Origin of the sequence: Actinoplanes nipponensis (genome assembly GCF_016862275.1) — a bacterium.
Lineage (GTDB): Bacteria > Actinomycetota > Actinomycetes > Mycobacteriales > Micromonosporaceae > Actinoplanes > Actinoplanes nipponensis.
In genome coordinates this window covers 203020-215435 of sequence record NZ_BOMQ01000053.1, presented here as the reverse complement: position 1 = coordinate 215435, position 12416 = coordinate 203020, and the positions used below count along the sequence as shown (strand labels likewise).

The following is a 12416-nucleotide window of genomic DNA, read 5'->3' as shown; positions in this document are numbered from 1 at the left end:
GCTGCCGACTACCGGACAGTTCCGCTCCCCCGATCGGCTCCGGTCAGCGGGCGGTGACAGCCACCGCGGCGGCCGGCTCCCGCGGGTACTCGTCGCGCAGGTCCTCCGGCGTGGTCGCCCGGCCGAAGTGCCACCCCTGGCCCAGCGCGGCGCCCAGCCCGGCCAGCGTCGCCGCGTCCGCCTCGGTCTCCACCCCCTCGGCGACCACCCGGGCGCCGGTGGCCCCGGCCAGGTCGACCAGGGCCCGCACCACCACGGCGAGCACCGGGTCGTCGCTGAGGCCGGTGACGATGCTGCGGTCCAGCTTGATGACGTCGGGCGCGGTGGCCACGATGTGCCGCAGCGACGAGAAGCCCGCCCCGACGTCGTCGATGGCCAGGCGCAGACCCCGGGCCCGCAGCGGCGCCAGCACCGCCCGCAGCTGGTCGTAGTCCTCGATCGGCTCGTGCTCGGTGAGCTCCAGCACGACCCGGTCGAGCGGCATCCCGGCCAGGAACTCGGCGCAGGAGCGGGTGAACAGGGTGGCCGGGGAGACGTTCATGGCCACGTAGCCGGTGACCCGGCCGAGGTGTTCCGCGGCGCGGCGCAGCGCCTGCACCTCCAGGCGTTCCCGCTCGCCGATCAGGTCGGCGTCGGCGAAGCACCGGTCGGGCGGCAGCTGCCACCCGGCCGGGAACCGGCTCAGCGCCTCGGCGCCGACGCGCCGGCGGGTGGCCAGGTCGACGATCGGCTGGAGCAGGACGGCGGGCCCGCCGGCGGCGATCACCGGATGCAGCCGGCCGGCGATCTCGGAATTGCGGGCCTGCTCCCGCACGCCCGGCTCGATGATCAGCGCGGCGGCCCGGGACAGGACCTCCATCAGCGCCTTGTCCCGCTTGCTGAGCGCCTTGTCGGCGGCGAACCCGGCGGCGCAGAAGGTGCCGTAGAGGGTGCCGTCGCTGAGCACCATCGGCACCGAGACGAAACTGCGGATCCGGGGCATCCGGGCCGACGGCAGCTTCATGGCGACCGGGAAGTCCTTGACGTTCGGCATGACCGCGGGCAGCTTGCCGTCGATGATCGCCTGGCAGAACGTGGTCGCCTGGGGCTGGGTGTTGCCGTCCTTGAACACCCACGGCAGCGGCGACTCGACCACCTCCAGGTGCTGGGTGGTCCCGTCCATCCGGGTCATGAAGGCGAGGCTCAGCCCCAGCGACTCCCGGGCGGTCCGCAGCAGCTCCGCGACCTGCTGTTCCGCCTCGCTGCGCGTCTTGCGCACCATCGGTCTCCCCCGTTCCGCCCGCAGGCGTGCAGGGTGCCGCCGGACTTGCTCCTCTCATCGGCCCCCGCGGCCCCCAACTGAGAAACCGCGGGCGCGCCCGGGGTCAGGCGATCTGCCGGAGATCGTTGCCGTAGTCGAAGATGATGCGCATCCGCGCGCCGAGCGCCCGCGCGTACCGGCTCAGCGTCGCCACCTCGTTCACGTCGAGATCGCCGTTCTCGATCTGGCTCACCCGGCCGGGCGTGACGCCCATGAGGTCGGCGACCTCGCGCTGGGTGAGGCCCAGGCGCTTGCGCTCCTCCGCCAGATGGAATGCGGAGACCCAGGCCTCCGTACGCGCCCGCTCGGCGCCGAGAGCGGCCTCGTCGCCGTCGTGCAATTCGGCCCGGACGTCGTCCCAGTCGTGAAAATCAGTCATCACGCCTCCCTCCGCTTCCGTTCCATGGCCAGCCACGCTCGACCAATGGCCGGCCCAACCCGGGTCCGTTCTCGGCCAGCATGTCGATGGCCACGTTCACCGATCGGTAGGTCGCGGGATCGGCCTCACGCAGAGCTCGCAGCCACTCCCGCATTCCACGGTGACCCGCACGGCCCAGCGACTCGACGTTTCGGATGCCACCAACCAACTATAGCCCGAACTAAACATCTACGACAGGCGCTGGGCGGCCGCGCGTAGTTCGGTCAGGTTCTGCTCGATCCAGCCCTCCCCCAGCGACTCCGTTCCCCGCATGGCCGGCTTCGCGTACAGGTGGAAGTGCAGATAGTCGATCCGCAGCAGGACGCTCAGCCACGGCAGCGCCGCCTCGTCCGCGGCCCGCACCGGCCGCACCGTGCGGTAGCCGGCCAAAAACGCCGGCCAGTGCGGGGTCGCCGACACCGGCGCCAGGTCCGCCGCCCGGTAGCCCACCGCCGCCCGGTCCAGGTCGAAGAAGATCAGCCGGTCGCCGGCGCGGTGCACGTTGTCCAGCGTCACGTCGCCGTGGCAGATGCCCCGCTCGAGGTCCGCCCCCGCCAGCCGGCCGGCGGCCGCGGCGGCCAGCCCGGCGATCAGCGACCGGTCCGCCGCGTCCGGGACGCGGGCCAGGACCTCGTCGACCAGGTCGCCGGCGTCGATCGCCGACGGGCCCGCGAAGCCCGTGCTGGCCTCGTGGAACGCGGCGGTGGCCCGGCCGAAGCGGTGGTACAGCTCGTCGGTGCGGGGCTTCGGCGGTTTGCCGCCGGGCACCCAGTTCCACAGCGTGAAGGCCCGCGGGCCCTCGGCGGCGGTCAGCCGGCCGGCCGGGCGGCCGTCGAGCAGCGGTACGCCCTGAGCGACCCCCGCCCCCACGTGCGCCGCCAGCGCGAGCTCCCACCCGGCCGCCGCGTACCCGGCCCGGTAGAGCTTGAGCGCCCGGGGTCCCGACGGGGTGTCCAGCCGATAGACGTCGTTGACGAGTGAGCGCAGCAGCACGCAGCCGGTGACTTCCAGCCCGTACTCCCGCGCCGCCAGGGCCGCCAGCGCGCCGGGATCCACTATCGACCGCGAAGTGGGGAACATGCTGCCGACCGTACGACCTCGTCAGCCCGGCGGGCGGGCGCCGGCCGCCAGCCGGTCGGCGAGGGCGGCCACCAGGCTCCGGAGCTCGGCGGGCCGCTCGATGACGAACGGCCGGTCGAGCGAGGCGAGCACCGCCGGCAGCCAGTCGAGCCGCTCCGCGCGCAGGTCGGCGCGGATCCAGCCGGCGTCGTCGGGCGCCGAGAGCTCCGCCACCGCGGCGGGAAGCCGGGTCCGGAGGTGCTCGGTCGTCCCCTGGATCCGCACGGTCACCTCGTGCCGGTACGGCGCCCGGGCGAGTCCGGACAGGACGCGCCGGGCCGGGTCGATCCCGGCCGGAGGCTCGAACGAGCCCGGCAGGGTGCGCGCCTCCGCGATGCGATCGAGCCGGAAGGTGCGGTCCTCGCCGAGCTGCGGGTCGGCGCCCGTGACGTACCACCGGCCCGCGTGGGCGACCAGCCCGTACGGGTGCACGGTGCGGGCGCTGGCCCGCCCGTCGGCGGCGGCATACCGGATCGCGACAGGCCGGTGGTGGCGCACCGCGTCGGCGATGGTGAGCAGCACGGCGGTCTCCGGGACGGCCGCCTCGCCAGGCGTGGTGGTGAAGGCCAGCGAGTCGAGCACGGCGTCGAGCTTGCGGGCGAGCCGGTCGGGCAGCACCCGCCGGATCTTGGCGGTCGCCGTCTCACCGGCCGTGCCGGTCGCCGTCGTGAGGCCCGTGCGGCGGCCGGCGACCAGGCCGAGCAGCACGGCGAGCGCCTCGTCGTCGCTCAGCATCAGCGGCGGCAGGCGGAAGCCGGCGGCGAGCCGGTAGCCGCCGTGGCGGCCGCGGACGGACTCCACGGGCACGCCGAGGTCGATCAGGTGGGCCACGTACCGCCGCACCGTGCGCGGGTCGACGCCGAGCCGGTCGGCGAGCTCGGCCAGCGTGCGCAGCCCGCCCGACTGGAGCAGCTCCAGCAGTGTGAGGACCTGGGCGGTGGGTCGGGCCATGGGCCCCAATCTAGTCGCGATAGTGGGCGGTTTCTGTCCAGTATCCGGCCTAGCGTGCGGGGAGAACCGCCCCACCGATCAGGGAGATCCACCATGAACTTCGTCTCGGTCCGCCTCATCACCGGCGACGTCGAGCGCCTCGTCGCCTTCTACGAGCGGGTCACCGGGGTGCCGGCGCGCCGGTACACCGGCGACTTCGCCGAGCTGGCCACCCCCGGCGCCACCCTGGCGATCGGCAGCACCCGGACCGTCGCGTCGTGGGGACCGGGGACCGCCGACCCGGCCGGCTCCCGCGGCGCGATCATCGAGTTCCTCGTCGACGACGTGGACAGCGTCTACCGCGCCATCGCCGGCGACGTCACGGACCTGGTCGCCGAGCCCACCACGATGCCGTGGGGCAACCGGTCCCTGCTGTTCCGCGATCCCGACGGCAATCTCGTCAACTTCTTCACCCCGGTCACCCCGGCCGCCGTGGCGAAGGCCGCGCGGGCCCAGGGCGTAACTGACGGATCATGAGGTTCGGTCCGGGACTGCGCTGAGCCAGTCGAGGGTTTCGGCAAGGTCGAGGGTGGCCTGGTAGGAGTCGATTCGCTTGATGCCCCCTATGGATGTCAAGCGGTCGATGGTCGGTGAGCACGGTCTTGGCCCGTGCGCCGTTGCCGGAGTTACCGCCGTCCTTGCCGGCCGGGTCGTGTTTCTCGTAGCCCAGATGGTCGGTGATCTCGCCGTCCAGCGCGGCTCCGATCACGCGTTTGTCAGGCTCGCCGAAGTCTTCTTCTTCGCCACCGCGGAAGTATCCACGGCATCCGTCATGACGGTCATCAGGTGCGTCTCCTTGACCAGGAGTTACTCCGCTTTTCTTACAGTCCCGCGTAAGGTGGCCACGCCGAAGATTGCCGACGCTGCTGCACCGGCGGCTGCTCCCGCGGCGGTGACGGTGGCGCCTGACCACCACGCGAGGGCGCCCAAAGCCAGCGCGTTGGCCAGCGAGGCGACGCTGAGCCAGGTGACCCAGTTGTTGGTCGCGAAGGCCACCCCGCCGGCCAGCACCGCGATCGCGCCGCCCGCCGCGGCCACCCATTCACCGGTCGTGATGCCGCCGATCAGGCAGGCCCAACCGACGCCCCAGACCGCGAGCGCGAACAGCACGATCCGCTCGGCCAGGGCGGCGTACCCGGCTACCAGCGCGAGCACGGCGAGGACGATCACCGTGATCCGGTCTTCCGGTTCCATGAGACCGCCGGTCAGCAGCGTGGCGCCGATCGCGAGAAGCAGGATGCCGACGGCGACCTTCATGAGCGGGTGTCCCAGCTGACCTCGCGCGGGCCGTCGAACCGGGACTCCGTGACCGAGATCCGCACCTCCGTGCGTGCCGGCGTCTCGCAGGCCGGGCAGGCGCCGGTCAGCGTGGCCGCGTAGCCGTCCTCGAACTCGCGTACCCGGTCCTCGTCGCGATACTTCCATTCGGGGTGGCCCCCCACCCGCGCCGGCGTGCCGCACTGCGGGCACGGCACGTGCAGCACCATGTCGAGCGGGTCGAGACGCGGGCCGACCGCGGCCGACCCGTGCAGCCGGAGGACCACCGTACGGCCCCTGGTGAAACGCACGCGCAGCCGGTCGGGACCCTCGGTCAGCAGGCGGCTCAGCGGTCGCGGCGGCAGCGGGTCCAACCCGGCGCGGATCTGCCGGGCGGTGAACAGGTGGGCCAGGGGCAGCAGATCCTCGCCGAGGTCGACGGCGAGGGCGCGCCGCAGGTCGCCGTCGACGGCCGCGTGCAGCAGCTCGGCCGCCGGTCCGCTGCCGAACCAATCGTGCTCGGTGATCCACTCGGCGGCGGTGTTGTCGTCCGGCGCCGCCAGCCACGCGGACAGACCCTCCGAATCCACGACGCCGTGCGCCCAGCCGAGCACGGCGTGGAGGAGTCGCCCTTGCTGCACCACGTCGAGGCCGTCGGCCGGGTCCTCCCAGGGCTGGTGCTCCCACGGCGGCAGCCGGTCGAGGGCGCCGAGCAACTCGCCGGCCGTCGCGCCGCGGCGCAGGCGGTGCAGCGGCTCCAGCAGTTCGGGCGCGTATTCGAGCAGGTGGGGGAAGTCGGCCAGGGCCGACAGGTGCACCTCGTCCTCGACGACCAGAATGCGGGAGGCGACCGCCGCGACGACCCCGGGGCTGTCGATCAGGCGCAGGCGCCCGGCCGCCGTACGCCCGACCCAGCCTTCGTCGGCGAGGTAGCCGAGCAGCGCCCGGACCACGTCGTCGGTCAACGGCTGCTTGACCAGCGCCTGAACGTAGAGGTTCCGAACCTGGGGCGCCGTCTCGACGCGCGCGGCAGCGATGAAGACCGGGGTTTTCTGCCACTGCGCCTTGCGCACCGCGGCCGCTCGCACGCCGGGGTCGACGTCGGTCAGCGCCCGCTGCGCGTCCTCCGGGTCGAACCACGAGTGCCCGCGCAGCGCCTCCAGCCGGACCAGCGGCGAGGGGTCGGTGAGGAACCGGTGGTTGCACTCCACGGAACGGTCGATGGGGTGGACCGCGTGCAGCGCCCGCAGGCGCAGCCGTTCCTCGCTGCTCGCCTCCAGTTCGCGGCGCAGTTTCCCGGCGTCGGGGCCGAGGAACCGCAGCAGGCAGCCGACACGCCCGTCGTCCACCGCCAGATCAACGACGGCGCGCTCGATCCGCGGATCGTCCAGCGCGTCATGCCGTCGTAGCACCGAGACCAGGGCGCTCGCCGCCGCGTCGCTCACGGTGTCCCACCGCTCGGCGATGCCCCCGGTCACCTGCACCTCGGTGTCGTCGTTCAGCGCCAGGTCGAGCAGCTTGCCGACAACCTCGGGCCCACCGTCGCTGCCGGCCGCCCACACGGCGAACAGCCGCGTCAGGTCGTCCGGATCGTCGAGGCCCTCGGCGCCGGTCACAACTGCGGCACCACCCGCAGCACGGCGCCGGTGACGGTGTCGATGACCACGAGAAACCCACCGCCACGGGCGTACTGGGGGTCGCTCAGCAGAACCTCCGCCTCGGCCCCACGAACCTCCACCGCGGCGTCCGGCAACGACGCAGGACGAAGCTCGGCCACCTTGGCCCGCGCGATGGCGATCAGCTCGTCGTCCGTCACGGGCCCACTCTAGTGAGCCCTGTCGGGTTGCTGCGGTGGCGTCGCTCAAGGCGACCGGGTGACGGCATAGATGCCGGCTTCTAGTACTGCAACGGCACTTGGATGACTACCAGGTCCGTACCTGGCGCGGCTGGTACGCCCACATCACCCTGTCCAGGTGCGCGACGCCGCCCAGCCGCTCGACCGTCAGGGGTTCGGCCAGGGCGTTGCAGTACTAACGCCCCCGGCGCTGCCGCGCGGTCTCGTACAGGGCGACGCTGGCCGCCGCGGCCGCGTTCAGGGAGCTGGCCGCGCCGGTGATCGGGATGCGGACCATCTGGTCGCACGCCTCGCGCCAGGCGGCGCTCAGCCCGTGCGTCTCGTTGCCGACCACCAGCACGGTCGGCCCGGTCAGGTCGTGCTCGGCGATCTCCACCGGGCCGCGCTCGTCGGTGCCGACGACCTGCACCGGTACGCCGTCCGCGCGCAGGCCGCCGGCCCAGTCGAGAACCTCGCGGTGGCTCGGCGCCCGCACCACCGGCAGGGCGAACAGCGAGCCGGTGCTGGCCCGGACCGCCTTGGGGTCGTACGGGTCGGCGGCGTGCCCGGTGACGATCACCCCGGACGCCCCGAACGCGTCCGCCGAGCGCACCAGCGTGCCCACGTTGCCCGGCGTGGTGGGCCGGTCGAACACGACCACCAGCAGGTTCCCGCCGGGGGCCAGGCGGGTCAGGTCGTCCGGGGGCATGCCCACCACGGCCAGCAGCTCCGGGGCGTCCTCGTCCTTGCCGCCCAGCTCGCGCATGAGCTCGGCGGCGACCACGGCCCGCGGCGCCCCGGCGGTCTCGAGGACGTCTCGCCCCCAGCGGGACAGGCCGGGACCGTCCGAGGCCAGCAGGGCGCGGATCTCCCAGCCGCGCTCCACCGCCAGCGAGATCGGCCGCACGCCCTGCACCAGGAACTCGCCGGCCCGCTGCCGCTTGTTGCGGTTGGTCAGCAGCGCCTCCCACTGCTGGAAGGTGGCGTTGCGCGTGCTGATCCGCATCGTTCTGGCCATGGCGACCAGTCTGGGGCAGCCCGCCGCTCACATGTCGGGCGGGTAGCTGCTGTAGTCGGGGAAGTTGCCGTACAGGCGCTCGCCGGGCTCGCCGACCGTGACCGCGTGCACGAGCAGGTCGCCGCCGACGAACGCGCCCTTCCAGGAGGCGCCCCGGCCGCCGAAGCACTCCGCCCGGTCACCCCGCGAGCGCGGCCGGTTGATGCCGACCTTGAACGCCTGCACGTCCCGGGCCAGCTTGGCCGCCAGTTCCTCGTCGTCGACGGCGAGGCTGGCGACCAGGGCGCCGTTGCTGGCGTTCATCGCCGACAGCAGCTCTTCCTCGGTGTCCACCACAATGATCGTGTCGACGGGACCGAACGGCTCGGCGTGCATGAGCCGCGACCGTCCCGGCGGGGCCAGCAGCGCCGTGGGGGCCACGTACGCGCTGGTGTCCTGCCCGTCCAGGAACCGGCCCGCCGTGCCCGCCCCCCGGTGCAGCGGCACCGCGCCGCCGCGGATCGCCTCCTCGACCTTGCGGCGCAGCTCGTCGGCCTTGGCCGCGCTGATCAGCGGGCCGAAGTCCAGCTCGGGCAGCGGGTCGCCGGCGGCCTCGACGGCGAGCGGGTGGCCGAACCGCACCGACTTGACCACCGGCAGGTACACGTGCAGGAACGCGTCGACGAGGTCGCGCTGCACCACGAACCGCGGGTACGCCGTGCAGCGCTGCTTGCCGTACTCGAAGCCCTTGCGCAGGTGGGCGGCGAGCTCGTCCCACCGGGAGAACTCCCAGATCCCCCAGGCGTTGAGGCCCTCCTGCTCGATGAAGTGCCGCTTGTCGGAGTCGAGCAGCGCGGCGGCGACCTTGCCGCCGTTGGAGCGCCCGCCGACGAACGCCACCGCCCCGATCTCCGGCGCCCGGACCAGCACCTCGGACAGCTCCTCGCCGCCGCCGGAGAGCAGCGTCACCGGCAGCCCGGCCCGGACCATCAGGGCGTGCGCCAGCGTCAGGCACACGGCGCCGCCCTGCGACGGCGTCTTGGCGATGACGGCGTTGCCGGCCAGCAGCTGCACCAGCTCGGCGTGCACGAGCACGCTCATCGGATAGTTCCAGGAGGCGATGTTGCTGACCGGCCCGGGCAGCGGCTCGCGGCCGGCGACCTGACGGTCGATCTGCTCGGCGTACCAGCGGACCCCGTCCAGCGCCCGGTCGACGTCGGCGCAGGCCAGCCGCCACGGCTTGCCGATCTCCCAGACCAGCGTCAGGGCCAGCAGGTCGCGGTGCGCGGTGAGGGCGTCGACGGCGGCGGCGACGCGGGCCTTGCGCTCGGCCAGCGGCGTCGCCGACCACTGCCGGTGCGCCGCGGTCGCGGCCCGCACCGCTTCCGCGGCGGTGGCCGCGTCGATCCGGGCGAGGTGGGTGAGCAGGGTGCCGTCCACGGGGGTACGCAGCTCGGCCGGCGTGCCGATGTCGTGCCAGCGGCCGGCGTAGAGGTTGCGCAGCCGGTCGGTTGTGAGCGCCTCGGGCGCGGCGGCGGCGACCCGGGCGAGGACGTCGTTCCAGGCGGTGGCGGGGGCGAGGGTCAGGCTCATGCCCCACTGTGCGAAGCGCGCCCGGCCCGGCGCCATCCGGATGTGACGTCGCGGGTGGTGCTTCTTGCCGAATACGAAAGGATCCCGGATTTTCTGACCCAGGTCGACGCGAAGAATGGGGAATCACGACACGACCGGGCGAGGCAGGCGGTATCAGGTTGAACGATCATGCGGCCACTCCGCATCCTGAACGGGATGACCGATGAGGATGATGTGCACGCGCAGGTCCTGCAGCTCCTGACGCAGCGGCTCGCCCGGCCGCTGACCGGCTCGGGGTCGGAACTGCTGGGCCGGGCGGCGTTCGCGCAGTTCGCCGACCGGGACGCCGCGGCCTTCGTCGCCCGGTTCGCCGACAAGGCCGTCACCACCCTGCGCGACGGCCGGCGGCACGACTTCATCGCGATCCCGCCGGGTGGTGGCATCGCCGTATGGTGCAACACCTGGCCCGGTACGCACCTGGAGGCCCTGCCGCTGCGGTTCGGCTCGTACGCCGATCAGCTGGCGGGGAAGGCGAGCTGGCTGGTCGAGCGCGGCGTCCGGCTGGCCGGCCTGCTCGAGATCGACGCCTACGTCGGCGAACCGGACGACCTGGAGGTGGAGTACAGCTTCCTGCCCGGCCGGCTGGTCGGCGGCGTGCGGGCCCCGGATGCCCGATGGTCCAACATCATGCTCAACGTGCACCTGTGCTCCGACGAGCAGCGTCAGGCGCTCGAGGGGTTCATGGACTGACGCAACGCCTCGGGGGCGGCGGCGACGGCCACGCCGTCCGGGCAGGTGAAGCCGTGCCATTCGGTGCGCAGAAGCCAGCCTCCGGAGCCGGGGCACAGCTGCAGGGAAACACTGCGGCCGTCGACCGGCACCGCCGGGGGCGGGGCGTCCTGCGCCGAGACGCCGGCACAGTAGGTCACCGGCACCGGGCGACTGCCGACGACCTGCTGCTCGACGGGACCGCCGCTGCGTACGGCGTGCCACTGCACCTGAGCCGCCAGGGCCGAGAGCAGCTCGTACTGTTGCGCTGTCGCCAGGCGCACCTCGGCCGGCAGCTCCGCGAAGACCGGGCCCGGGTGCGCGAGACAGTCGTACCAGTCGCCGTACAACTTTTCCCAGGTCGGCGGGCTGAGCTGCCAGGAGAGCTCGCCGGAGAGCCGCATGGCGATCAGGGCGTCGACGCACTCCCGGCGCCGGGCGGGTAGCTCGTCGTGCCAGTCGGCGAGCACGGGCCCCGGCACCTTGATCAGGCCGGCCCACAGCCCGCGCCCCAGCAGCGCCTCGAGCAGGCGCAGCTCGCCGACGTGGAACCGCACCAGCAGCCGGCGCTCCTCGGCCGCCCAGCACGGGGCGTCGGGCCAGCTCAGTATCGGCGGCGGCCGGGTGGCGAGCAGTTGCACGTCGCCGGCGATGTCGTCGAGGTCGTCCAGGCTGCCGGACAGCGGCCACCGGACGCCCGCGATCGCCCGATGCACGCCGAGCATCCAGCGGTAGCCGCGCACCAGCGGATCCGCGGGCCAGTCCGCGTGTCCGACGAGGGAGCCGTCCCAGTCCAGGCCGGCGCCGACGCGCCGCAGCTCGGCCGCGAGCTTCGCGTCGGCGGCGTCGCGTTCGCTCGTCCCGGCGATGCGCGTGACGGCCTCGGGCGGGGTGGCGTACAGCCGTTCCCGGTGCCGGATGCGGGCACGCAGGGCGGCCCGGTCCGCCGCGGCGGCCGGCCCGGGCAGGCGGGGCGGGCCGGCGGCGGGCGGATCGGCGGCGCCGGGCGGCGCCGGCTCGCGGATTCTCGCCGCCAGCGCGGGCCCGAGGTCCGGCGCGCCGCCGGCCGGCAGCGTGACCGCCGGCCACCGCTGGGCGATGCTGGGCAGGATCGTGTCCGGCCGCGCCACCACGACCAGGGACCGCAGCGGGGACCCGGCCCGCCAGGCCCGGACGGCCCACGCGACCTCCTGGGTGGCGTAGCCCGCGCGTTCGAAGAACTCGTCGCTGGCGCACAGGACGTATGCGTCGCACTCCTCGATCACCGCGGCCAGCCCGACGTCGAGCCAGCCCTCGTCCAGCGGCTCCTCCTGGTCGAACCAGACGTCCGCCCCCTGCGCGCGCAGCGCCTCGACCACCGGGCGCGCCAGGCCGGCCGCGTCAGGACGGGCGTAGGACACGAACACCCGGCTGCCGGAGAGGATGCCGGCGCGGGTGTGCGGCACGGCGCGGAACCGGGCGGACGCGAGGCTGCCGCGCACCCGGTGCCACTCGTCGCGGACCGAGGACTCGTAACGGTCGTACCACTGCGACCGCTCCTGCGCCGAGGCCGGCCGCCCGTGCGGATGCTGGCCCTCCCCGCCGGCGCTGCGCAGGGCGAGATCGACCAGCCGCAACGCCCGCTCCAGCGCATCGACCTCGCCGCGGCCGGGCTCGAGGGCCTGCCGGACCCGGGCCAGCGCGTCCTCGAGGACCTCGCCGACCGGCCGGGACGCGTCGATCATCGGCTCGGCCCAGGAGACGGGATCGGTCCACGAGGTCGCCAGCAGCGCGCCCAGCTCGTGCCGCGGGGTGACGGCGTACACCGCGGCCCGCGGCTCATCGTCCGGCTCGTCCCAGACGACCAGCAGTCGCTCGCACTCCTGCCGGGCGGCGGCGGTGAGCGCCGCCAGCGCCCGGGCGGCCGCGCGGTCGGCCGGGCCGGCCGCGCCGACGTGGACGAGAAGCTGGCGCACTCCGCGCAGGGACCGCACCCAGGGCGGGTTGCGCCGCATCCGGCGCACCGCCCCGGGGCCGAGCTCGAGCGCGTCCGGCGGGATGTTGAGCGCCGGCAGGACCCGGCCCACCGCGCGGGTGAACGCCTCGAGGTCGGTATCCATGGCGCGGTCATTCTGCCGTACCGGCGCCCGGGTGTCTGTCCACCTTCGGACACCCGCGCGAT

Annotated in this window: 12 protein-coding genes and 1 pseudogene; 2 read left to right on the top strand and 11 right to left on the bottom strand. The window is 73.8% G+C overall.

Annotated features, from left to right (window positions below):
* Window positions 1-43: 43 nt before the first annotated feature.
* From Ani05nite_RS22650 to Ani05nite_RS22635, 4 genes are all read right to left on the bottom strand, one after another.
* Complete coding sequence (locus Ani05nite_RS22650) at window positions 44-1261, bottom strand: sensor domain-containing phosphodiesterase (protein ID WP_203771144.1); 1218 nt, start codon at window positions 1259-1261, stop codon at window positions 44-46.
* Between the two features lie 103 nt (window positions 1262-1364).
* Window positions 1365-1679, bottom strand: coding sequence for a transcriptional regulator (locus Ani05nite_RS22645; protein ID WP_203771142.1), 315 nt, complete (start codon window positions 1677-1679; stop codon window positions 1365-1367).
* Window positions 1680-1907: 228 nt separating this feature from the next.
* Entirely contained in the window at window positions 1908-2798 is an 891-nt protein-coding gene (locus Ani05nite_RS22640; protein ID WP_203771141.1) for a phosphotransferase enzyme family protein, read from the bottom strand.
* 21 nt (window positions 2799-2819) lie between these two features.
* The gene (locus Ani05nite_RS22635; RefSeq protein ID WP_203771139.1) at window positions 2820-3788 is read right to left on the bottom strand and encodes a helix-turn-helix transcriptional regulator; all 969 of its coding nucleotides are present in this window, start codon (window positions 3786-3788) and stop codon (window positions 2820-2822) included.
* A 93-nt stretch (window positions 3789-3881) separates the two neighbouring features.
* Between Ani05nite_RS22635 and Ani05nite_RS22630 the strand changes: the two genes are divergently transcribed.
* Window positions 3882-4304: a VOC family protein gene (locus Ani05nite_RS22630; RefSeq protein WP_203771137.1), complete on the top strand. Its 423-nt coding sequence runs from the start codon at window positions 3882-3884 to the stop codon at window positions 4302-4304.
* Between the two features lie 91 nt (window positions 4305-4395).
* Here Ani05nite_RS22630 and Ani05nite_RS42405 read toward each other — a convergent pair.
* The 6 genes and pseudogenes from Ani05nite_RS42405 to Ani05nite_RS22605 all read right to left on the bottom strand — a co-directional run.
* A pseudogene (locus Ani05nite_RS42405) lies at window positions 4396-4610 on the bottom strand (transposase); the annotation flags it as partial.
* A 24-nt stretch (window positions 4611-4634) separates the two neighbouring features.
* Window positions 4635-5084: a hypothetical protein gene (locus tag Ani05nite_RS22625; protein WP_203771135.1), complete on the bottom strand. Its 450-nt coding sequence runs from the start codon at window positions 5082-5084 to the stop codon at window positions 4635-4637.
* Window positions 5081-6700 carry a HEAT repeat domain-containing protein gene (locus Ani05nite_RS22620; RefSeq protein ID WP_203771133.1) on the bottom strand — a complete coding sequence of 540 codons (1620 nt, stop codon included), beginning with the start codon at window positions 6698-6700 and terminating at the stop codon, window positions 5081-5083. Before Ani05nite_RS22620 ends, Ani05nite_RS22625 begins: the two co-directional genes overlap by 4 nt.
* Window positions 6697-6900, bottom strand: coding sequence for a hypothetical protein (locus tag Ani05nite_RS22615; RefSeq protein ID WP_203771131.1), 204 nt, complete (start codon window positions 6898-6900; stop codon window positions 6697-6699). Before Ani05nite_RS22615 ends, Ani05nite_RS22620 begins: the two co-directional genes overlap by 4 nt.
* A gap of 214 nt (window positions 6901-7114) precedes the next feature.
* Window positions 7115-7936: a TrmH family RNA methyltransferase gene (locus Ani05nite_RS22610; RefSeq protein ID WP_203771129.1), complete on the bottom strand. Its 822-nt coding sequence runs from the start codon at window positions 7934-7936 to the stop codon at window positions 7115-7117.
* A 27-nt stretch (window positions 7937-7963) separates the two neighbouring features.
* Window positions 7964-9508: an aldehyde dehydrogenase family protein gene (locus tag Ani05nite_RS22605; protein WP_203771128.1), complete on the bottom strand. Its 1545-nt coding sequence runs from the start codon at window positions 9506-9508 to the stop codon at window positions 7964-7966.
* A gap of 195 nt (window positions 9509-9703) precedes the next feature.
* Here Ani05nite_RS22605 and Ani05nite_RS22600 point away from each other — a divergent pair, with 195 nt between their 5' ends.
* Window positions 9704-10237, top strand: a complete 534-nt coding sequence (locus tag Ani05nite_RS22600) for a hypothetical protein (protein WP_203771126.1) — start codon at window positions 9704-9706, stop codon at window positions 10235-10237.
* Here the strand turns inward: Ani05nite_RS22600 and Ani05nite_RS22595 are convergent.
* A complete protein-coding gene (locus Ani05nite_RS22595; RefSeq protein WP_203771124.1) occupies window positions 10210-12354 on the bottom strand; it encodes a toll/interleukin-1 receptor domain-containing protein in 2145 nt (714 codons plus the stop codon). The two genes, Ani05nite_RS22600 and Ani05nite_RS22595, sit on opposite strands and share 28 nt — an antisense overlap.
* Between the last annotated feature and the right edge of the window lie 62 nt (window positions 12355-12416).

Excerpts from the sequence above, each read along its gene's own strand:
- Ani05nite_RS22650 (WP_203771144.1), bottom strand. The coding sequence starts at position 1,261 with ATGGTGCGCAAGACGCGCAGCGAGGCGGAACAGCAGGTCGCGGAGCTG.
- Ani05nite_RS22645 (WP_203771142.1), bottom strand. The coding sequence starts at position 1,679 with ATGACTGATTTTCACGACTGGGACGACGTCCGGGCCGAATTGCACGAC.
- Ani05nite_RS22640 (WP_203771141.1), bottom strand. The coding sequence starts at position 2,798 with ATGTTCCCCACTTCGCGGTCGATAGTGGATCCCGGCGCGCTGGCGGCC.
- Ani05nite_RS22635 (WP_203771139.1), bottom strand. The coding sequence starts at position 3,788 with ATGGCCCGACCCACCGCCCAGGTCCTCACACTGCTGGAGCTGCTCCAG.
- Ani05nite_RS22630 (WP_203771137.1), top strand. The coding sequence starts at position 3,882 with ATGAACTTCGTCTCGGTCCGCCTCATCACCGGCGACGTCGAGCGCCTC.
- Ani05nite_RS22625 (WP_203771135.1), bottom strand. The coding sequence starts at position 5,084 with ATGAAGGTCGCCGTCGGCATCCTGCTTCTCGCGATCGGCGCCACGCTG.
- Ani05nite_RS22610 (WP_203771129.1), bottom strand. The coding sequence starts at position 7,936 with ATGGCCAGAACGATGCGGATCAGCACGCGCAACGCCACCTTCCAGCAG.
- Ani05nite_RS22605 (WP_203771128.1), bottom strand. The coding sequence starts at position 9,508 with ATGAGCCTGACCCTCGCCCCCGCCACCGCCTGGAACGACGTCCTCGCC.
- Ani05nite_RS22600 (WP_203771126.1), top strand. The coding sequence starts at position 9,704 with ATGACCGATGAGGATGATGTGCACGCGCAGGTCCTGCAGCTCCTGACG.
- Ani05nite_RS22595 (WP_203771124.1), bottom strand. The coding sequence starts at position 12,354 with ATGGATACCGACCTCGAGGCGTTCACCCGCGCGGTGGGCCGGGTCCTG.